This is a genomic window from Adhaeribacter pallidiroseus (genome assembly GCF_003340495.1).
Classification (GTDB): domain Bacteria; phylum Bacteroidota; class Bacteroidia; order Cytophagales; family Hymenobacteraceae; genus Adhaeribacter; species Adhaeribacter pallidiroseus.
Map to the genome: position 1 here is coordinate 1,251,259 of NZ_QASA01000001.1, position 21,456 is coordinate 1,272,714.

A 21,456-nucleotide genomic window follows, 5' to 3' on the forward strand; every position below is an offset into this window, starting at 1 on the left:
AAATATAAACGGGTTAATGGCTGCCTGCCTGAGAGGTCGAGCCGCTATGAACAAGCTTGGTTACGATAAAATCTACCCCATAACCTAATGTAAACCCAGCGGCCAGCGGCAGGAACAATTGTTTAATTATGGGAATAAGCGCTATAGTTGGTTCTGCTCCGTAAAAAACAACTAATCCGAAAAACCAGGCCGTTAGATCGTGCAGATTTTTAATTTTAATTAAAAATGCCAATGAACCGATTAAGATAAAGATGGCCAAGTACGGACCAAATTCGCCGACAAAGCCCGCTAAGAATTCTCCTGCAAGCTCAATTAGTACACTCAACCCAATTCCTAAAATAATCTGTAGGTATATATTAAGTGATTTTTGGACCGATTTACCGTACAAGTAAAAACAAATCCAAGCCATAAACAATACCCAACCCGGCCACTCCAACGAAATAGATAGATACACGGCCAAGGCTCCGAACAGCCCCATGATGGCACCAAATAAGAAAGTTTTCATACTGATTTATTTATTATTTTTAAAAATTGCTGCGAATTCTTGGGCGTAATCCGTCATTTTTACTTTCCCGAAAACGGCGGGTAAGTTTTGATTATAATCTTCGAATAATTTGCCGGAATGCATGGCTGCGTTCATTTCTACTAAACCAGCTGCCAAGTGGGGCGCCACGCCGATGGATTCTAGGCGGCTCTGCATTTGTTCATCAGAAATAACTACCCATTTTAAGTCAGGCTTTCCGATAGCGGCACCCAGAATACTGGCTGTTCTATTACAGGTCAGCTCATCGCTTACTACATACCGTATTTTTTTCTCCTCAGTCAATGTTGTAAGTTCCTCCGCAATCACAGCGGCAATATCGATGGGCGAGACCCAGGGAATTAGATCATCACCACCATAATTGGCAGCGATTAATCCGGAATTTTTAATGACGGGTAAAAAGCCTACTAAATTGTAGTAAAAAGCAAGCGGACGAATATGGATCAGGACTACATCTGAAGACAGTTTTTTTAAAATACTTTCTACCAAGTGATGAAATAGTAGTATGCCGTTGCCTTTGCCTAGATGAGCGCCAATGCTGCTGAGATGCACCACCCGCTTTACCCCCGATTGCCGGATGGCTTGTACAAAATTGTGACCTAGATTGCTGTAATAGTCAGTAATGTTGAGGGTATGATCGAAGAAGCTAACCGGAGGCTCCATTAAATAAACTGCGTCTGCACCGGTAAATGCCTGGGTAAGAAAATCTACATTTTCGATTGTGCCGATAGCGGGTTTGGCACCTAATGCTTCGATGTATCCCTTCTTTTCTGAGTTACTGCTAACAACCGTAATAGAATGTCTTTTTGCTATTAAATTCTCGGTAAGGGGTTGGCCAATGTTTCCTAACGAACCTGTAAGTGTGATTTTCATATTTCTGTTTTTTGTTGTTGTAAAGGTGAGCAACAATAAAAAAACAGGTGTAGCCGAATCGCCTTTAGTTGTAGTCAAAAAGTATACTATTGCTTTAAATGTTTGATTTTATTAAGAACGATAAGATAACAATAAGAATAGATTTAAAAATCTGGCGAATAACGAAAACAAGATGAACTTCATCATGATTAACTCCCAATAAGAATTAAAAATAAACGATCAGCGTTTTTTAGGATAAATCAACCTTCTTTAGAACGACTCACTGTTTTTTATATAATACGGCTTATCAGGCTAAGTTTGGTTAGTAGGAGAGGAATAGTAACTTTCCCTTAATTAAAATTCAGCATTCCATTCCATTTTGTTTGTTGCAAATGCCATCTTTTTAGTGGCAGTTTTGTGGCCAACACTATTTATTTTGCTGCCACTAACGAGAGAAAAAGCATAATAAGGACTTTTTGTATGGTTGTTTAGTTGCGGATTTGTTGCAATAAACCCGCAATAGTGTGGCTGTTTTCCAACATCCACTTGATAAAGGGTGTTTTCAAAGGGTTAGGAGCAAGCCTGCTTTGTTTCTCCGGAGAGAATAGCCATTTTACTTAACTTTTAATTACAAGGCAAATTGAGTTTACAGAAGCTAAAGTCAGGTAAGAATTTAAAGATAAACTTATTGATAGCCTTGCTGTCAGTGGAAAGTAAAAGAAGAAATTAATTTTATGCCTTATGTCCACCTTAATCCGGATTTCGGGTGGTTAAAACACCAGAACAAGGGTTTACTTTTGTTGCGCATCCTATGTTGAGCCAGGTACTTATGAAGAAAGAGGAGATTCATCTTTTTGAATTAGCCACTAGCCCTTATGGACTGGTAATTTCCCCCATGCGGGATGACTTTCTCCCTACCGAAGAAGTTACACCGGCTTTCGATCCCCATCGCCATGATTATCATTCTCTTTTTCTATTAGCTAGCGGGTGCCTTGAATTAATGGTCGATGCCCAACGCGTAAGTATGGAAGCACGATCTATGCTGCTGATCTATCCCGGCCAGGTGCACTGCTGCCTGCACGCGGCCGAAATCTCCGGATGGGTTACTTCATTCGACGGTAAATTTCTGGATCCCAAAGCGCGGGCGGTGGTCGAACAGCCAGTTGGAAAAATACCACACTTCCAATTAACAGCTGCGGAATTTTCTTTCTTCCACCAATGCTTGAACCTTACCCATGCGACCACCGTGGCCGAAAATCCCGGCCTGTTTCAGTTGCAACTGCTACAAGCATTGATCAACGGCGTCTATTATAAAGTTGCCAACCTGTACAATTCGCAGTACTCTCTACCCTCTTACGCTGCCCGACCGGTCGAGATCACGCAACAGTTCATAAAGTTAATTAAAATCCACTTTCTTCGCCTAAGAAAGCCAGCGGATTACGCCGCCCTAATGCACCTGTCGGTGAGTTACTTGAATGATACGGTTAAATCCATGACGGGCTTTCGGGCCACTTACTTTATTCAGCAGGAATCTATGGGGGAGGCACAGCGGCAGCTGCTTTACACTTCTCTGTCCGTAAAGGAAATCGCTTATTTGCTGGGCTATCAGGATGCTAAGTACTTTATTCGCCTGTTTGCCAAAGTAACTGCAACATCGCCAACTGCTTTCCGGAAAGCCCATCAGCGGAACCCTGCCAACTTCCGGAAAACCGTCCTGATTTTTAAAACTGATGTAACTACTTCCGCAGAAGCTACTCTCATCCTAAAAGCGCTGCTAAAACTATTGCCTAACCACCAGGCGAACTTTGACCTGGAGGACCAGGACCGTATCCTGCGCATCGAAGGCCTACCCATTTCCCCGGAGATAATTATCAATGCTTTAGGCCAACAAGATCATATCGCCGAGGAAATTCTTTTTTAAACGTTATTGCCCCGTGCTTATATGAAAATTAAAAAAGTTTTAATTACCGGGGCTAGTATCACCGGCCCAACCTTGGCATACTGGCTGCACCATTACGGATTTGCGGTTACGGTAGTGGAACGGGCCAGCAAACTGCGTTTAGGCGGCCAGAACATTGATGTGAAAGGACCGGCATGGGCAATTGCCCAAAAAATGGGTTTAGAAGAAAACATCCGGGCAGCCAACACTACGGAAATCGGCATTCGTTTTGTCAACGGACGAAATCAGACTCTGGCGGAATTTCCTAAGGAAAATGCCCTGAGTATGACGCAAGAACTGGAGATCCTGCGTGGTGACCTGGTTCAAATTTTGTATGAGCGTACCAAAAATAACGTCTGTTACCGCTTCGGCGACTCGGTTTCAAATCTAATGGAATCAGAAAATCACCTGGCTGTTAATTTTGCCAGCGGACATAGCGAAGATTTTGATTTGCTGATTGTGGCGGAAGGCATTGGTTCCCACACTCGTCAATTAGCTTTTAGCCATCCGCCCAATTTTAAATTCCTGAACTTATATACGGCCTACTTAACCATAAGCAAAGCTGCAACCGACAGCCGTTGGGCTCGGTGGTACAACGCTCCGGGTGGGGTAGTGTTTATCCTACGGCCAGACAATTATGGAGAAACAAGAGCCTCCATTACTTTTTTTTCGCGGGACGAGCAGTACCGGGACCTGACACTAGCGGAACAAAAAAAAGTGCTGATCGACCGGATTAAAGGTACTGATTGGGAATCGGAAAGGCTAGTTAAAGAAATTGAGCGTACCACTGACCTGTATTTTGACAAGGTCAGCCAGGTTAAAGCGTCGCGGTGGAGTACTGGCCGGGTAGCCTTGGTGGGCGATGCGGCTTACTGTGCGACTCCCATTGCCGGCAAGGGAACCGATTTGGCCATGGCTGGCGCCTATATTCTGGCCGGGGAACTCTCCCGGGGAAACACCTATGCAGAAGCTTTCCAGGCGTACGAGCAGCGAATGCGTCCTTATGTAGAGAAGTGCCAGAAATTACCACCGGGCGTTCCGTCCTTGGTGTATCCGACCTCGCGGTTGGGAGTTGGCCTATTAAACAGCGTTTACCGTTTGCTGGGAAGCGGACCGGTCCAATGGACAACCGGCTTGTTCAGCCAGAAAAAAAATCCGGAAATGGAATTGGAATTGCCGGATTATAATCAGTCGTCAGGAAGCGAGTACCTTTGATAGACCAAAAACTCTCTTAGAATGCCAATTTTTCGGAGATTGACCCCCCTTGCCTTACGTAAAAAGACTTATAAGATTGTTTTGCTAAACTATTTTTTTGGCTCCTAAAGGAAAATTGCGACTAGCATGGAATATACTTGCTGAGTAACAAGACACAAGTAGTAAGACACAAGTATCAAGACAAAATATGATCTAAATATTTAAAATTCAATAGTTTAGCCACGTGTTTTTTATAGAGTAATATACCTTGTAATTTGTCCTGTAACTTAGTAATGAGGAAAGAGAGTAAATCAACTTGTTTTTACATATTTTTTAAAAATACCAGAAAAGGCGTACCAAACAAACCCGTTCAGGGGTGTTTAAATAGATTTTCTTTGATAACGAATATTAGTTTAAATAAAAGCTTTTATCTGACTTTTGGCTTATTTAAGAGTTAAATGCATTCTTTTTATAATTTGCGCCGATTTTATTTTCTGATTGGTATATCCCATTTTATTAATGAACAATAATGCGCTGGCCACTAAGCCACACTACCCCATCTTAGACGGTTTGCGCGGAGTCGCCGCCATTATCGTGGTTACCTTTCACCTGGCTGAACCATTCTCCACCAGTAATTTAGATAAAATGGTCAATCACGGTTATCTGGCGGTCGACTTTTTCTTCTTATTATCCGGATTCGTGATCGGCTATGCTTACGACGACCGTTGGCCCAGGATGAGCCTGGGTAGTTTTTTTAAACGCCGGATTGAACGGCTGCAACCCTTGGTGATTTTGGGAATGAGCTTAGGCGCTATCGGCTTCTATTTTACGGATTCTACCCTCTGGCCGCTCATTCATAATGTACCGTTCTGGAGGATGCTGCTGGTACTGCTGATCGGTTACACGATCTTGCCTGTGCCCTTATCGCTGGATATACGGGGCTGGCAGGAGATGCACCCCTTAAATAGTGTGGGCTGGTCCTTGTTCTTTGAATACCTGGCCAACATTCTTTATGCGGTCTGGATCCGGAAATTCTCTAAAACGGCCTTAAGTATCTTCGTCGGACTCGCGGCTATCGCCCTAACCCACCTGGCCATTACCAACGGTGACGTGAGTGGTGGCTGGACCTTGAATGTGGAACAGGTACGCATAGGGCTAACCCGTACCATGTACCCTTTCTTTGCCGGTCTGTTACTTTCTCGGGTAGCGAAACCAACGCGTATTATAAATGCCTTTTTCTGGTGTAGCCTTTTAGTGGCAATTGTTCTGTATATGCCGCGCATCGGCGGTGCAGAGCAGGTTTGGCTGAACGGGATCTATGACGCTGTTTGCATAATCATTGTTTTCCCGCTGATCGTATATCTGGGGGCCAGCGGGGTAACGTCAACGCCCAGAGAGAACCGGATCTGCCAATTCTTAGGGGGTATATCCTATCCGCTTTATATGGTACATTACCCACTAGTCTATTTTTACGTGGCCTGGATCAGCAATCATAAAGGTGTAACGCTTGGGCAGGTATGGCCCTATGCGTTACTTATTTTAACCAGCAGTATTATTTTGGCCTATGCCGCCCGGAAATGGTATGATGAGCCGGTTCGCCAATGGTTGCGAAAAAAGCTGGCGTAGGAGTAGAATAGGGTAAATATGGTTGCCCACAAGTAATCGTTGGTTAATCAAGAGCATTGACCCACTAGCACCTTTTTAATTTAAAATTTAGTGGTCCTGAAAGAGGTTGACTATTTTTTAATAACTTCTTTCAGGACAGGACAAATCATTTTAAATAAGTCTATTTAGCAGGAATCAAAACAAGGAAAGAGCAAGCTAATTATGGCTTGGTCAGAGCAAAAGATTTTTTTTGGCAATAAAGTTTCCCCAGGTTAAGAAAATAGCGGAAAGAACGAGGAAGAGCAGGGATATACCCAGGCAATTGAGGAGAACAGACTGAATACCGATTGTTTTAACATTAAGAAATGGATAAGGATAAAAGCTGGTCCAATTGGCGCGAATTAAAACAAAAAGCAGATAAGCAAAAGGGTAAATGAGCCAGTATAAAATGATTTTCCAGTTTAACTGGTCCTGGTGGCTGAATAGTATCCAATAAATGATAAAAAGTACCGGATTCACTACGTGCAGGAGTTCGTCCACCAACATTTGAAGGCCTTGGGGATCCCAGATAAAACGTAGCACGAGATTATAGATAAGCCCCACTATAAAAATATAAATAGCTACTGCCGTTTGCGTGGCTTGTTTGGAAAAGAAAGCAGCTATTTTGGAGTTTGGCATTAACAGCAAACAGGTACTGAGCAAAGCAATAATGAGGTTAGTGTCCAGCGTAAAGTAGCTAAAATACCGGATAATGGTTTCTGCAGGAGAGGCAATTTGACTGTGGAGGTTCAGGTAGAACTGGCTTATTAAGGCAATCCATTCTAATAAGAAAATAAGTGTTAGAATACCCTTACGCATGTTATTTTTTATCAATTTATGTGTCATTATAACCATTCAATCAACGAAACCGCTATTCCAATGGTACTTTGGCGGTGGTTATAATCAATCAGCGTTTCTCCATAACCGTGCGAAAGTTGCAAATGGCCTTTCAGGTGACCTGCCACGCGGTAAGTCCAGTCAAATATTAATTGTCCATGGTTTTTGTTTCCTAATCGTAAAGAGTGACTGCCGGTTAGAGAATACAGACTACGGCCGCCATTATAGATTAAAGTAGCATCACCTCTACCCACGTAATCGGTAATCGCCGGGTTTTCATCGTCTGTATCCGGTAATCGGTACCAAGGCCGCAGGTAAATAGTCCACTTATTCCGTTCTAGAGCTACGTACGCAATCACCCGGTTCCAGCTCCGAGAGAGAGGCAAGGAGCGACCATTCGATTGATGGTTCATGGCTAGGCCCATCATGCGGGCTTTAAAACCGAGCACGTTGAAAGTAGTAGCAAAGTTCAGTAGCACTTCCGGTTCATAGTTGGTTTCCCGGAAAGGACGGGAAAAGCCGACGTTGTAAATTTGCCAATGTGACTTTTGGGTATAGGCCACCCACAAATCGCCGTGCCGGCCCCAGATGCCTTGCCAAACTTTGGTTTTAAAACTTAACTGAAATTTTGCTTCGTACTTGCCGTAATCATACTTAATAGGCGAGGAGTAGAGTGGGTTTTCACTGAAAGGTTGCTCATTCGGATTACTGGACTTACGCCCAGCAGTAATGTAGACGGGCTTATAAGGGGTAATCAAAAAAGTGCCCCGTCGGGTCGTAGAATCTAGTTCCCAACGGTCCGTTAAACGATGCGCATCCAGCTTTTCTTCGAATAAGGGCGCTACCTGAGCTTGGGCTTCGGAGAGTGGACAGCTGGACCCGAGCAAGGTTATAAAAGGAACACACCCCCTAATAGTTTTTAAGAAACATTGGCCGGCATGCGTAATAGGGTAGGTTTTTTTCATAGAGTTAAACCAGGTAAGATTAATGCTTTTAAAATTCTGTTTACTGACCCGCATACATTAATTTGTCGGCTTGTTTTAGGATATACCCCTTCCAGGGGTAAAGCTTCCACGCGCCGTTTCCCCAATGATGCTGTCCTTCCGCGCCTTGCCGATTTAACAAGATAGCTTCCCGGGCCGGGAGAAAAAGTTCTGCTTGTTGCTGATCCTCTGAGAACAGAATAAAAGCTGATCCTGGTCTTACTTCGGCCTTCTTCAGCGGATTTAAACGGATTCCTGCCGAGCGTATCGGAACACATTGCCTTTGTAAATTGGACCAGGTAAATCCAAATGAAGTAAGACAGCTATGCGCATCCTGTTGGCAAGGCATTGGTTTTAAAAGAATGCTGTTATCAAAATTAATAGCGGCTTTGTTGGCAAAAGCTGATTTCTGACCGAGGTTGGTTACTTCTCCGTATCCTTCGATCCAAGTCTGATCCTTTTTCAAGAAGGCTACTTGACGAACGGATATTTGTCCTTCGGAAAGGAAAGTATAATCAGCAAAAAGCGTATCTCCTTTCATTTGCCCCGCAATAGTTCCGGTATTATAATCTTTCCCGGCCAAAGCATAAATTAACTGCCCTTTTATAGAATCACCCACCGGGTTCAGGTGCAGCAAAACACTATCCTGGCTGGAGCTGTACTGATAACAAGAGGACCTGCGTTTATTCTTACTTGTTTTTAGGGTAGTGTTTTCAACAGGAATCTTCTTTTGCTCGCTTTGGCAGCTCAGTAATACAGGAAAGCTGGTCGCCAGAATAAATAATTTTATTTTCATGAGGTAGTAGCAGGCAGTAGCTTGTCAGTTAATTTAAATAAGTTGGACCATATGGAAAAAGCAAAATACTTACTTGCTGGCAATTTGCTTTAATAGTTCGCGCATTTCCGTGAGTAGCACTTCTTCTTTCGTGGGAGCGGGCGGAATAAAGGGGGCCGCAATCTTTCGTCGAGTAAGGGTATTCATTCCTTTGACCACCAGAAAGATGATAAAAGCCAAGATGATAAAGTTAATCAGAATGGTAATAAAGTTGCCCCAGGCAAATACCGGTCCTACCTTCTTTGCGTCCACTAAGGCCATTCCTTGTTTAATTTTATTGGAAAGAGGAATGTATAAATTACTGAAATCAACGTCGCCGATAATTTTACCTATCAAAGGCATAACTAAATCATTCACGACTGAGTCGACAATTCGCCCAAAGGCGGCACCAATAATGACCCCTACGGCTAAGTCAATGACATTACCGCGCATGGCAAATTCTTTGAATTCTTTTAACATAATAATAGGTGGTTTAAGATGTATAGGATTTTGCGTCCTTATAGAAAAGCAGTTAATATTAACCGGTGAAATTCTGGAGGTTATATCGTGCCTAATCCGGAAATACGTTGATTCAACGTTTCGCAAAACGACCGTTTTACGTGACCAAAACAAAACCACCAAAAAGAGGCTTTTTTCATCTAAAAATTATCTCGAATGACCATTGATCACCTTATCAATTAAAACTTAGTATTGATTTATGAGATGAGCCATAGCCAAGGATCATTATGTATTTCCAAACAGCAGGAATAAAAAAATTTATAAAATTGCTGAAAACGAACTAGGTGCGTTAAGTATTTAGGATACTAGTTCAAAAAGCTAAACGGGACTGACTTGTAGGGCCTAAGATTACCATGAGCAGGTCAGCTGAGATAACTAGTAAGCTTAAAATAGGAGCCAGCTCTACCGTTTAATAGTTAGTTGTTCCTGAATTCTTCCCAAGATAATCTTTGTAGTACAATGCTTCCACCATACTACAAAGATTATCTTTACACCTGATAACCTAATCTTTCCCGAACCCGGGCCAGAACTTTAGAGCCAATGGCTCGGGCTTTAGCAGCTCCCTCGGCTAGTTTGCGGTCCACTTCGGGCAGGTTGTTCATGTAGTACGTAAACAGCTCCCGTTCCTGCTTATATTTTGTTATGATCAGCTCGTATAAAGCTTGTTTGGCATGGCCATAACCATAATTACCCGCCAGGTAACGCTGGCGCATTTGTTCTGTTTCTTCCGGGGAGGCCAATAAGGAGTAAAGCATAAAAGTTACGTCTGTATCCGGATCTTTAGGGTCCTCTAGCGTTTTACTATCGGAAATAATCGATTTTACCGCTTTATTTAGTTTTTTATCGTCTTCAAAAATATCAATGATATTTCCCCTGGATTTGCTCATTTTAGTCCCGTCCGTTCCCGGAACCAGCATCACCGCTTCGTCAATCCGGGCTTGCGGTATTATAAATGTTTCGCCGTAAGCATTATTAAAAGCCGTAGCAATGTCGCGGGCCATTTCTAAATGTTGCATCTGATCTTTCCCAACGGGCACAAACTCGGCATCGTACAGAATAATATCCCCCGTCATTAAAACTGGGTAAGTAAATAAGCCCGCGTTTACATCGGCTAATCGATTAGACTTGTCTTTGAACGAATGAGCGTTGGCCAGCATCGGAAAAGGCGTTAAGCAACTTAAATACCAGGTAAGTTCCGTAACTTCCGGTACATCCGATTGCCGGTAAAATAGATTGCGGTCGGTATCAAAGCCAAAAGCTAACCAAGCTGCCGCTACGGCGTAGGTATTCGCACGTAATTGCTGGGCATCGCGTACGGTAGTCAGCGAATGTAAATCGGCAATAAAATACAAAGAATCGTTAGCGGAATTTTTAGAAAGCTCAATAGCCGGAATAATGGCCCCCAACAAATTACCTAAATGTGGCCTTCCTGAGCTCTGAATTCCAGTTAAAATGCGCGACATACTAATTTTTTAAATTTTTGGCAAGTTAGTGATGAAAGTTGCAGGTTACAAGGTGCAGGTTGGCAGGTTTGTAGGTTGCAAGTTGCAGGTTAGAAAGTTGAAAAGTTGGCGGGTTGAAATGTTTCATAGTTGGTAATTTAATAAGTAATGGCTAATCAAAAACTATTAATCTTTAAACTAATCACCTGCAACTTGCAACCTGTAACCTTCCAACTAAATTTCTGCCGCCTCTTGTTGAATTTTTTCGGATAGAGGATTGCCCAGGTACCGGTCAATGGCAAAATGAGCGATATAGAGTAAGGGCGTGAGTACTACGGCCACGACAAATTTATAAATGTAGTTAATGGTGGCCACAGCCAGCACTTGTTTCAACGGCCAGTTACCAAAAAGGTAAAAAGCAATAAATAAGACGACCAGGGAATCTATCAACTGTGATACTAACGTGGAACCAGTGGCTCGTAACCAGATTTTACGGCTACCCGTTACCCGGCGCAACCAATGAAATACCGAGGCATCTAAAAACTGCGAAATTAAAAAAGCCGTTACCGAGCCAATAATAATACCGGAACTCTGGCGAAAAATGCTGTTAAAGGCGTAATTAATGTTAAAGGGCTGGCCATCCGGACCTTTGCCATTGACATCTAACCAAAAAGCAGCCGGTGGTAAAGCGCTGATAACCATGATGACTAAAAACATGTACAAAATCAGCAGAACGGTGATGATGCTTATTTTCTTGACGCCTTCTTGGCCAAAGTATTCATTAATAATGTCGGTACTGATAAAAACAATAGGCCAAATAACTACTCCGGCCGTTAAATTAAAATCCAACCTAAAATCAGAAAGTACCGGAATATGGGCTCCAGGCAAGCCAAATATCGCCTCGGCCGAAAATATCTTGACCCCTATCAACTCGGCTAATAAAGCATTTGCCAGAAAAATGCTGCATAAAATTAAAAATAAAGTATTTTTTTATGTTTTGCCGAAGTAGTTAAGTCCGCCATAGGTTGTTTTTACCAGCAATTTACACCAAGATGTTTGGAATAAAAGGGTGCAAAATTAAAATTATTTGATCCAATCTACTCCGTTAATACAATAGCTATAGTTCGCTATCCTGCTATAAAGGAATTGTTGTAACCTGTGTTTAGCGTCTTGCTTATTACTAGTGTTTCAATCTTGAGTTTTCCCTTGTAGAGTTATCCTGGAAGAATATAATCAGCAGAAAACAAGAAAAAGCAACTAGGAGAATGGGGATTACTTCTTATAATTTAAAAATTACGGAATGAATATCTTCTATGCAAAAGCGCTGTAGGGTTACATCCTTTCGGACGGCCAACATGTGCGGATATATCTGCTTCTGGTATGAAGCTCGGCTTCTCTAATTTTTAAATTTTAGGTTTAATTTGGGCGAGACTAATGGAAAGAGAACGCTATTACTAAGCCATTCCAATTTTTTGATCCTTTGAGGTACAATTTCAGATGATCTTGGCAAGGATTCTTAAAAAATTTAAAAAAAAAGATTTTAAATTACTCCAGTACCTGAATGGTTTTACCTTCCAGTGCCAGTTGCGTATTGGCAAAAACCACTTGCGCCTCCTCAAGGAGCGGGTTTAAATCGCGGTAGCGAACCGAAAAATGACCAATCAGCAAGCGTTTAACTTCCGCTTTTAAGGCCAGCGTAGCGGCTTGGCGCGCCGTGGAATGCAGGGTGTAGGCCGCTTGGTGTTGCAGCTCATCCAGAAAAGTAGCTTCGTGGTAAAGTAAATCTACGTGTTGGATATAAGGCAAAATATCTTCTTTGTATTTGGTATCGGAACAATAAGCATACGACCGGCTGTGATTCGGTTCGCGGGTTACATCCAGGTTGGCAACTAATAATTCTCCGTTTTCATTAAAGATATCCTGGCCCTGTTTTAAGCGAATAAGTTGAGGTGGCGTTAAAAAGGCAGGTAACTTATCTTTTACTAAATGCCGCAATTTAGGCTTTTCCCGGAACAAAAAACCGCAGCAGGGCACCCGGTGCTGCATGGGCAAAGTATGCACCGTTATGGCTTTATCCTCGTAGACTAGCGCATGAACCGTAGTATCCAGTTCATGGAAAATAAGTTTAAAGCTGAGTTGGGTATTGGAATATCTTAGTTGGGTGGTCAGAATTTCGTCTAAACCAGCCGGACCAAATAATTGCAGGGGTAGGGTGCGATGCTGCAAGTGCATGGTGGAAAGCAACCCGAATAAACCAAAATAATGATCGCCGTGGAGGTGGCTGATAAAGATATTGGAAATGCGCTGATGCTTTACTTTGTAACGCATCAGCTGCATTTGCGCATTTTCGCCGCAATCAATCAGGTTTATTTGATTGCCAATGGTTAATACTTGAGCAGTATGATGTCGGTCGGGGGAGGGAGTGGCGGAAGAACTGCCCAGTATTTTAAGCTCAAAATCCAATACTTCCGCGGCTTACCTGATTATTCTTCTTTGTTGGTTAAATCGCGCTCAATCTCGTGCAGAAACACGCGATCAATGGCTTCTTCTACCGATGGTAAAATATTTAAAACGGTTTCCAGTTTCGAAATAGTAATCAGTTTCATAACGTGATCCTGCAAACCAGATAAAATTAGTAAGCCATTAGAAGAATTACATAAACGATTGGCAATTAAAATAGAGCTAAGGCCCGATGAATCCGTATATTTAACATTGCCTAAATCTAAAATCAAGTTAGTAATACCTTCAGCGTTTAATTTAACAAATTCTGATTTCAGGTCTGGGGCAATAGTAGTATCAAGCTTTTTCTCATCAATGGTGATGATCGTATAGTTTTCTTTTTTATCAATGGTGTATTTCATAAGAACTGAAATAAGGTTTAGAATGCGAATGTACTAAAAAAAATTAATATTTTATAATTAATGTGGCTTTAAGAAGCTGTATTATTAAACATTTTGCAATATATTGGCTTTAATTCGGTTATTTATCTCGTTATAGTCGGTTTTCTCAAAAGCGTTACCGGTAACAACTTCAAACAGCTCAATATAGCGCTCCGAAATACTGCTGATCCAATCATCATCCATTTCGGGAATTCTTTGACCGGTTTTACCCTGAAAATTATTTTCGATTAACCATTTACGAACAAACTCTTTCGATAATTGTTTTTGAGTGGCACCCGCTTTTTGCCGTTCCTCGTAGCCTTCGGCGTAAAAATAGCGCGAGGAGTCCGGGGTGTGCACTTCATCAATCAGATAAATTTTATCATTGGCCTTCCCGAATTCGTATTTGGTATCCACGAGCAGTAAACCGCGTTGCGCCGCTATTTCGGTACCCCGCGCAAAAAGCAGATAGGTGTACTCTTCTAACTGCCGGTAATCCTCGAGAGCTACAATTCCTTGAGCTACAATATCGGCCGCCGAAATATCGGCATCGTGTCCTTCGGCAGCTTTGGTGGTAGGCGTTATGATGGGTTCGGGTAATGGATCGTTTTCCTTTAAACCTTCGGGCAGCGCTACCCCGCAGACCGCGCGTTTGCCGCTTTGGTATTCCCGCCAGGCATGACCGGCCAAATAACCCCGGATTACCATTTCTACTTTAAAAGGTTCGCAGTTAATGCCAATGGTAACGTTTGGGTCCGGGTGCGATACCACCCAATTAGGAACAATATCGGCGGTAGCTTTTAAAAAAGTAGCAGCAATTTGATTGAGTACCTGGCCTTTGTACGGGATAGCGCGCGGCAGAACCACATCAAAGGCCGAAATACGGTCGGTAGCTACCACCGCCAGTTTATCCTGGAAGTAGTATACATCCCGAACTTTACCGCGGTAAAAACCAGTTTGATTATCAAAATTATAATTTGTCTCTTTAAGAGCCTGCATCCAAAATAGTTTCAAAATAGAATACAAAGTTAGCAAGATATTCCATAGGTCAAAATAAGTCTAAATACGGAAATACCCGTGCTACTCGCGAAGTTCTTACTCTTATTTCGTGTAAATAATACTTATATAATTTATAATGGATGAAATATGCGGTAATTAGCCGCTTTTTTTAAATTAAATGAAAAAATACGTCAACAATGGTATTGCTAATTAGTATGGATAATTGCTAAAAAATTTACTTAAACTACCGAAATAAAAAAGCCTGCGCGTAGGCAGGCTTTTTTATGGGTGCGAATATGAACTTAAATTTAATTAGAGCTGTAAATAGCAACGGCTTTTTCGCGTAAATTATAATTTGAAGCCATAACCTCGGCGTACGCGCCGGCCGTGCGAATGGCCATTACATCGTGCCGGTGCGTTTCGGGCAAGGGTACATTTTGCGCAAAACAATCCGATGATTCGCAAATAGGACCCACTACATCGTAGGTTTGTTCCGGTAGATGGCTGCTTAAATTTTCAATTTTATGATAAGCCTGGTACAGCATCGGCCGGATTAACTCGGTCATGCCGGCGTCCAGGATAGCAAAATTCTTCTTTTGGCCTTTTTTAATGTAAAGTACCCGGGAAACTAAAGTACCGCATTGCGCTACCAGCGCCCGGCCTAATTCATAATGAACAACCTGCCCTGGCTGAACTTGTAATAGCCGGTTAAAAATGGCAAAATAAGCAGCAAAATCCGGAATAGCATTACTTTCCGGCTCATAATAATCAACGCCTAATCCGCCGCCTACATTTAAGTGTTTCAGATGATAGCCTTGGTCCCGAAATCCTTGTTGGATTTCGTTTACCCGCACGCATAATTGTTCAAAAACCTGCAAGTCGGTAATTTGCGAGCCAATGTGAAAATGAATGCCTATTAATTCTAAGTTGGGTAATTGCTTTAGCAAGTTTAATACCTCAGGCAGTTCCCAGGTATTAATGCCAAATTTATTTTCTTCCAGACCGGTGGTAATGTATTTATGGGTATTGGCATTTACATTGGGGTTAATGCGGAGAGCGATACGAGCCGTTTGGTTATGCTGCTGGGCCAATTCGTTCAATACTTCCAACTCTTGCACCGATTCGCAGTTAAAGCAAAAGATATCGGCATTTAAAGCAATTTTGATTTCTGCATCTGATTTGCCTACCCCCGCAAAAACAACCTGACTGGCTTCAAAGCCGTTGGCCAGGGCTTGCTTAATTTCGTTACCGCTCACACAATCGGCCCCAAGGCCGTATTGCTGAATTAATTTTAAAATTGGTTCGTTGCTATTGGCCTTTAAAGCATAATGAATGTGATAGCCGTATTTAGCAGCTTCGGTGCTGGCAGTTTCTAAAGTTTGCTTTAATAAATCTAAATCGTAGTAGTAAAATGGCGTGGGGGTGCCGTTCCAATTTTGTTCTTTTAAATTACGCATGTTCGGCTATTCTTTCAAAAACTCCTGTGTTTAAAGCTTTTAAGGCTTGTTTTTTATCGGCAGTGGCAATGAGCAAACTAATATTGTTTTTACTGCCACCGTACGAAATCATACGCAGCGGTATATCTTTCAAAGATTTAAAAATTTTTAAGGTAGTTCCCGGCACTTCTTCAATGGAGTCGCCTACCAGGCAAATTATGGTTTGGTCTGTATCTACCTGCACGGAACCAAATTCCTTTAACTCCGCAATAATTTCCGGTAAGTATTTGGTGTTATCAATCGTTAACGACACGGCTACTTCCGAGGTAGTAACCATATCGATGGGGGTTTTATATTCTTCAAAAACCTCGAAAATTCGACGCAGAAAGCCATAAGCCAGCAGCATCCGGCTCGACTTTACATTAATAGCCACAATACCATCTTTAGCCGCTACGGCCTTAATGCTTTTACCCGATGATTGGGCCGATATGGTAGTACCTTTAGCCTCGGGCTGCATGGTGTTGAGTAGTTTTACCGGAATGTTTTTTTGTTTGGCTGGTAATACGCTGGAAGGATGCAGAATTTTAGCGCCAAAATAAGCCAGCTCCGCTGCTTCATCAAACGATAATTCCGCAATCGGGTAGGTATCGGGCACTACCCGGGGGTCGTTGTTGTGCATGCCGTCGATATCCGTCCAGATTTGAATTTCGGAAGCTTGGACGGCGGCGCCAATTAATGAAGCGGAATAATCGCTGCCGCCGCGTTTTAAATTATCTATTTCGCCGAAAGCATTGCGACAAATATAACCCTGCGTAATAAATAAATTTGATTGGGGGTATTTAGCTAACAGAGCGGTTAATTCTTCTTCCAGAAAAGTTAAATCCGGTTCTTCGTTTTCATCAATCCGCATAAAGCTTAATGCGGGCAGTAAAACGGAATTTTGATTCAACTCCTCCAGTAGAAACTGGAATAAATGCGTAGAAAGTAATTCGCCTTGCGCCAAGATGGCCCGTTCTTCCCGAATAGAAAAAGGGCCGGTAGCCAATGATTTTATAAAATCAATGTGCGAAAGCAAAAAGTCGAGCGCGGCAAATTTTTTCTTTTCCGTGGTGTACAGCTCATTTATCACTTCGCGGTAAATTTTATGCAAATTCTCCGTTAAGTCTAAGGCTTCTTTGGTTTGTTGCTGGTACAACTTGTTCGCTATTTCCACGAGTTTATTAGTGGTACCCGACATAGCCGATAGCACTACCATTTTCGGCTCTTCAGCGCTTATTAAATTGGCAACTAATCTCATGTTGTGCGCGGAGCCCACGGAAGTTCCGCCAAACTTTAATATTTTCATTAAACCTGTATTTTAGCAACTGCTACAAATCTAATAAAATACCCTGTACGCTTTGTAATTATTCAGCTACTTGTTAAATAATTGTTAAATTTTTAAAAAAATTGTTTATTTTAGTATAAATAATAAGGCAAAATACCGCCGTAAGCCATTTTAATGAAAAAACCATCAGCAAATACACTTGCCAAATGTTTACTGGTGTTTGAAAGCCTGCTAATTTGTTCTTAATTGCCTTGTAAAGTGAGGTTTAGACGAACAAAAGTAAAACCTTATTTTACTATTTAGAGTAAAAGATATTTCCTGCTTTGCCTACCCACCTTAAAAACATGCCTATTTATGGAAGATTACAATTACACCTATTCCGATACGGATTTAGACATTATTTCTAAAAAAGAGTTCTGGAAGCTCTTAAAAACCGGATTAATCATCGACGCCCGCAACGGTGGACTTATGCTGGGGCCTTCTATTGAACAAGGCGGCATTGACTGTGTAGCCGAAACGGCCGATGGCTTTATGAAAATAGGCAAAATTGAAGGTGGCGTATTTATTATTAACTCTCTAGCTAATAAAAATTACAGCGATAAGCTACAAGCTTTTAATGCTTACGATGTGCTTTTTCTGGAGGATGAACCCGTGGATTATATTATTTCGCCCACCACCTCCGTGTACAATACCTTCGGGAACGATGAAAAGCTGGTTTGGTTACGGGGCGACGAGTTTATCATGAACAAGTACGCTTCTTTTAAATTTTTGAAAGAAATTGAAGAAATCAACTACTTCGACTTTCGGGTTTGAGTTTTTAGTTCAAAGGTTGGAAAGTTCAAAAGTTTTAAAGTTTTAAAGGTTGGAAAGTTCTTCGGTAAGGTACCAGCTTTTATGATTTACCTTTTTTAAAATTTTTATAAGCTGTTAACGGTGGTCTATAAACTATCGTCTTTCGATTAAAATCCTTTTCTGATTATTAAGGCCGAAGCGTTGCCGCCGAAACCTGCCGCTAATAACATAATTCGCCGGATCGATTTAGGCTTTAGTTGCTCCTGGGTAATCACGGGGTAAGGAAATTTTAAAAAAATTTGATTTTCTAACATCCAAAGAGCGTACTCTATACTTAAGGCGGCGGAAGCTCCTAAGGTGTGGCCAATGAGTAATTTATTGGAAGTCAGCAACGGAATACCTTCCCCAAATACGGCTTTAATAGCGTTAATCTCGGCCGCATCGCCGGCGGCGGTACCCGGCGCGTGCAATACGATGGCATCAATTGTTTGATCGTTTTCGGGTAATTGCAAGATAGCTCCGCGCATGGCTTTTTGAAAATTTAAGCCTTCCCGCGAAATCCCTGTTTTACTCGTAATTTTTTCAAAGCCAAACCCAATTGCCTCCAGCAAAATGGAATCTTGCTTTAGTTGATTCGCTTGGGTACGTTCCAAAGCAAACAAAGCCGCTCCTTCACCCAAAACAAAGGTATTTTGTTTTTCGGCATTCAACGGGCGACACCAAAAGTTACTTACCGGTTCTTTGGCGTAAATACCAATGGCCTGCATTTGAGCCACGGTAAAAGGCGTAAGTGGCGCTTCGGAGGCGCCGGCTAAAAAGCGCGTAGCCATTCCGGATTGTAACCAGGCAAAACCATTCGCAACTGCCTGCAAAGCTGTACTACACGTAACCGAATGACTTACTACCGGACCCTCGGTTTGTAAATCGTGAGCTGCCCAACTCGAAATATTCCCTAAAGTAGTAGTGGGAGAGGTTTGGGAAGATAATTGGGAAGGGTTCGTTCTAAAATCTTCCAGGTTTTGCTCCAAAAGTTCGGTAGCTCCCCGCGAAGAACCAATGTTAATGGCTACTTCAATATCGCTAACCCAACCGGCTTTTTTTACTGCCTGGCGAGCCGCATGCATGGCCAATAAAACCGTTCGGTCCAGGTTTTTGTACATTTTATTTTCCTGTCGAATGGTTGTGATTTCTGCCTCGGCCTCGGGCGACAAAGCAGCAACAGGAACCGGAGAATTTTTTAAAATTTTTAAATTTATCCGGGATTCTGCCTGTAAGTACGCTACATTTACCTCCTTAGGTGTACATCCTAAAGGCGAAATAGCGCCCCAGCCTTTAAGCGCAATATAGCTGTTGTGCGTTGTCAAATTAGTTTTCTGCAATTAAAGTAAGCATGCCGGTAACTACCCCGTAAATTTGCGCTAACTGCTCATTGGTAGTGCAGTAAGGCGGCATTACGTAAATAATGTTGCCGAGCGGCCGTAGAATAACATTGTTATCCAGCGCAAATTGATACAGCTTCTGCCGGACGTTGTTGAAGTAAGAGGTTTCGCCGGTATTAAACTCAATGGCCAACACTGTACCCAATTGCCGGCATTCTTTAATGGTTGGATGATTACTTAACTTAGAACGAAATTGCGCGTGTTGTTGACTTATGCGTAGCCTGTTTTCCTGGCAGATTACATCCGTAAATAAATCCAGACTGGCCAGGGCCGTGGCACAAGCAATAGGGTTGGCAGTAAAGGAATGACCGTGAAAAAAAGTTTTAGCTGGATTGTCGCTTAAAAAAGCTTCGTATATCGCCGCGGTGCTACTGGTAACGCCCAAAGCCATGACGCCCCCGGTTAATCCTTTAGATAAACATAGGATATCTGGCTGGTTTTTTAAAAATTCGGTGGCAAAGTTTTTCCCGGTTCGCCCGAAACCCGTCATTACCTCATCGGCAATGGTGATAATATTACTTTGCTGGCATATTTCCAGCAGGTCATCCAAAATAGCGGGCTCGTACATTACCATGCCGGCAGTACCCAGCAATAAAGGTTCAAAGATAAAAGCGGCTACGTCGCCTTTTTTTAAAATTTCCTGAATCTGCGAGAGTACCAGTTGTTCTTTGCCCGGTACGGGCACATCCAGGAATTCTACCTCAAACAAATACTGCACAAACGGTTGGGTAAAAGCACTGCGGCTACTTACCGACATGGCCCCAAAGGTATCGCCGTGGTAGGAGTCCCGGAAAGCAATAATTCTACGTTTGGGCGTACCTCTATTTTCCCAGAATTGAATGGCCATTTTTAAAGCTACTTCCACGGCCGTCGAGCCATTATCGGAGTAAAAAATGCGTTTCTGATTGTGGGGTAAAATGGACAGTAACCTTTCGGCTAGTTCTACAGCGGGCCGGTGCGTGAATCCGGCAAACAGAACGTGATCGAGTTCCTTGATTTGTTGGGCCACTTTCTCCGCAATGTAGGGGTGGGAGTGGCCGTGAATGGTAACCCACCACGATGATACCGCGTCCAGGTAAACAGCACCGTCTTCGGCATATAACAAACTGCCTTCACCCCGCACAATACCAATGGGCAAAGCCGCCGTTTGCATTTGGGTATAAGGGTGCCAGATAATTTCGTGATCGCGGGAGGCTAAACTCATAGTAAAAAAGGTTTCCATTGCTCGGCGTAATGCTTTACTACCGCCGCGTTTATAGTGGTTTCCGGCAAAAGCGCGCCGAGTTTGGGAACACCAGCGTAAGTCGTGATATAATCCTCGGAAGCCGAGGTAGGTGGTCCGTTGAAGATAATGCCTTTAATCGGTATTTTTCGCTGCTGCAAACTTTGCCAGGATAATAAAGTATGATTGATGCTGCCCAGATAATTCTGAGAAACCAGAATAACTTCGGCTTGCAATTGCGCAATTAAGTCAATAATCAAAAATTGATTATTTAAAGGCACCATTAAACCGCCGGCTCCTTCGATAATTAAATGGTTTTGGGTTTGGGGTAAAATAAAATTAGCGGAATCAATAGTAACTTGTTCTACGGCGGCTGACAAGTGCGGCGAGGCCGGTAGCTGAAAGCGGTACGTTTCCGGGTGAAAATAAGATTGCGGATTAGTAACTAATTCTTTTACCCGATCGGTGTCCGAAAAATCTAAACTCCCCGATTGAACGGGTTTCCAGTAGTCGGCTTGCAAGGCTTCGGTGATTATGGCGGCTACAATGGTTTTACCCACATCGGTACCAATGCCGGTCACAAAATATCTTTTCACTAAT

At 42.5% G+C, this 21,456-nt stretch carries 21 protein-coding genes; 4 read left to right on the forward strand and 17 right to left on the reverse strand.

Annotated features, from left to right (window positions below):
• Window positions 1-13: 13 nt before the first annotated feature.
• The 3 genes from AHMF7616_RS04940 to AHMF7616_RS26155 all read right to left on the reverse strand — a co-directional run bounded on the left by AHMF7616_RS04940 (window position 14) and on the right by AHMF7616_RS26155 (window position 1,939).
• Window positions 14-505, reverse strand: coding sequence for a DUF1097 domain-containing protein (locus AHMF7616_RS04940; protein ID WP_115371873.1), 492 nt, complete (start codon window positions 503-505; stop codon window positions 14-16).
• A 6-nt stretch (window positions 506-511) separates the two neighbouring features.
• On the reverse strand, window positions 512-1,414 hold the full coding sequence (locus AHMF7616_RS04945; protein WP_115371874.1) for an NAD(P)H-binding protein: 903 nt from the start codon (window positions 1,412-1,414) through the stop codon (window positions 512-514).
• A gap of 333 nt (window positions 1,415-1,747) precedes the next feature.
• Complete coding sequence (locus tag AHMF7616_RS26155) at window positions 1,748-1,939, reverse strand: hypothetical protein (protein ID WP_147275607.1); 192 nt, start codon at window positions 1,937-1,939, stop codon at window positions 1,748-1,750.
• A 478-nt stretch (window positions 1,940-2,417) separates the two neighbouring features.
• Between AHMF7616_RS26155 and AHMF7616_RS04950 the strand changes: the two genes are divergently transcribed.
• From AHMF7616_RS04950 to AHMF7616_RS04960, 3 genes are all read left to right on the forward strand, one after another.
• Window positions 2,418-3,314 (forward strand): helix-turn-helix domain-containing protein, encoded by an 897-nt coding sequence (locus tag AHMF7616_RS04950; protein ID WP_158546101.1) that lies wholly within the window; start codon window positions 2,418-2,420, stop codon window positions 3,312-3,314.
• Between the two features lie 21 nt (window positions 3,315-3,335).
• Entirely contained in the window at window positions 3,336-4,547 is a 1,212-nt protein-coding gene (locus tag AHMF7616_RS04955) for an FAD-dependent monooxygenase (RefSeq protein ID WP_115371876.1), read from the forward strand.
• A gap of 498 nt (window positions 4,548-5,045) precedes the next feature.
• Entirely contained in the window at window positions 5,046-6,152 is a 1,107-nt protein-coding gene (locus AHMF7616_RS04960) for an acyltransferase family protein (RefSeq protein WP_115371877.1), read from the forward strand.
• A 210-nt stretch (window positions 6,153-6,362) separates the two neighbouring features.
• On the opposite strand, the gene AHMF7616_RS04965 is transcribed toward AHMF7616_RS04960, so the two are convergent.
• From AHMF7616_RS04965 to AHMF7616_RS05015, 11 genes are all read right to left on the reverse strand, one after another.
• Window positions 6,363-7,016, reverse strand: a complete 654-nt coding sequence (locus AHMF7616_RS04965) for a Pr6Pr family membrane protein (RefSeq protein WP_115371878.1) — start codon at window positions 7,014-7,016, stop codon at window positions 6,363-6,365.
• A complete protein-coding gene (locus AHMF7616_RS04970) occupies window positions 7,016-7,972 on the reverse strand; it encodes a phospholipase A (RefSeq protein WP_115375471.1) in 957 nt (318 codons plus the stop codon). The genes AHMF7616_RS04965 and AHMF7616_RS04970 overlap by 1 nt, the downstream gene beginning before the upstream one ends.
• A 40-nt stretch (window positions 7,973-8,012) precedes the next feature.
• Complete coding sequence (locus tag AHMF7616_RS04975; RefSeq protein WP_115371879.1) at window positions 8,013-8,786, reverse strand: hypothetical protein; 774 nt, start codon at window positions 8,784-8,786, stop codon at window positions 8,013-8,015.
• Between the two features lie 69 nt (window positions 8,787-8,855).
• The gene (mscL, locus tag AHMF7616_RS04980; protein WP_115371880.1) at window positions 8,856-9,284 is read right to left on the reverse strand and encodes a large conductance mechanosensitive channel protein MscL; all 429 of its coding nucleotides are present in this window, start codon (window positions 9,282-9,284) and stop codon (window positions 8,856-8,858) included.
• 527 nt (window positions 9,285-9,811) lie between these two features.
• Window positions 9,812-10,786: a tryptophan--tRNA ligase gene (gene trpS, locus AHMF7616_RS04985; RefSeq protein ID WP_115371881.1), complete on the reverse strand. Its 975-nt coding sequence runs from the start codon at window positions 10,784-10,786 to the stop codon at window positions 9,812-9,814.
• 213 nt (window positions 10,787-10,999) lie between these two features.
• Window positions 11,000-11,695, reverse strand: coding sequence for a queuosine precursor transporter (locus AHMF7616_RS04990; RefSeq protein ID WP_233507332.1), 696 nt, complete (start codon window positions 11,693-11,695; stop codon window positions 11,000-11,002).
• A gap of 615 nt (window positions 11,696-12,310) precedes the next feature.
• The gene (locus AHMF7616_RS04995) at window positions 12,311-13,228 is read right to left on the reverse strand and encodes a ribonuclease Z (RefSeq protein ID WP_115371883.1); all 918 of its coding nucleotides are present in this window, start codon (window positions 13,226-13,228) and stop codon (window positions 12,311-12,313) included.
• Window positions 13,229-13,248: 20 nt separating this feature from the next.
• Window positions 13,249-13,626, reverse strand: a complete 378-nt coding sequence (locus AHMF7616_RS05000) for an STAS domain-containing protein (protein WP_115371884.1) — start codon at window positions 13,624-13,626, stop codon at window positions 13,249-13,251.
• 84 nt (window positions 13,627-13,710) lie between these two features.
• A complete protein-coding gene (locus AHMF7616_RS05005) occupies window positions 13,711-14,643 on the reverse strand; it encodes a phosphoribosylaminoimidazolesuccinocarboxamide synthase (protein WP_115371885.1) in 933 nt (310 codons plus the stop codon).
• Between the two features lie 308 nt (window positions 14,644-14,951).
• Window positions 14,952-16,100, reverse strand: a complete 1,149-nt coding sequence (lysA, locus tag AHMF7616_RS05010; RefSeq protein WP_115371886.1) for a diaminopimelate decarboxylase — start codon at window positions 16,098-16,100, stop codon at window positions 14,952-14,954.
• Window positions 16,093-17,424 (reverse strand): aspartate kinase, encoded by a 1,332-nt coding sequence (locus AHMF7616_RS05015; RefSeq protein ID WP_115371887.1) that lies wholly within the window; start codon window positions 17,422-17,424, stop codon window positions 16,093-16,095. Before AHMF7616_RS05015 ends, lysA begins: the two co-directional genes overlap by 8 nt.
• A 333-nt stretch (window positions 17,425-17,757) precedes the next feature.
• Between AHMF7616_RS05015 and AHMF7616_RS05020 the strand changes: the two genes are divergently transcribed.
• Entirely contained in the window at window positions 17,758-18,216 is a 459-nt protein-coding gene (locus AHMF7616_RS05020) for a hypothetical protein (protein ID WP_115371888.1), read from the forward strand.
• Window positions 18,217-18,362: 146 nt separating this feature from the next.
• Here AHMF7616_RS05020 and AHMF7616_RS05025 read toward each other — a convergent pair whose 3' ends face one another.
• Genes AHMF7616_RS05025 through bioD form a run of 3 tightly spaced genes read right to left on the reverse strand, consistent with a single transcriptional unit; the run spans window position 18,363 to window position 21,452 of the window.
• A complete protein-coding gene (locus tag AHMF7616_RS05025) occupies window positions 18,363-19,559 on the reverse strand; it encodes a beta-ketoacyl synthase N-terminal-like domain-containing protein (RefSeq protein ID WP_115375472.1) in 1,197 nt (398 codons plus the stop codon).
• A gap of 1 nt (window position 19,560) precedes the next feature.
• Window positions 19,561-20,838, reverse strand: a complete 1,278-nt coding sequence (bioA, locus tag AHMF7616_RS05030; protein ID WP_233507335.1) for an adenosylmethionine--8-amino-7-oxononanoate transaminase — start codon at window positions 20,836-20,838, stop codon at window positions 19,561-19,563.
• Entirely contained in the window at window positions 20,835-21,452 is a 618-nt protein-coding gene (gene bioD, locus AHMF7616_RS05035) for a dethiobiotin synthase (RefSeq protein ID WP_115371890.1), read from the reverse strand. Before bioD ends, bioA begins: the two co-directional genes overlap by 4 nt.
• Window positions 21,453-21,456: the final 4 nt, after the last annotated feature.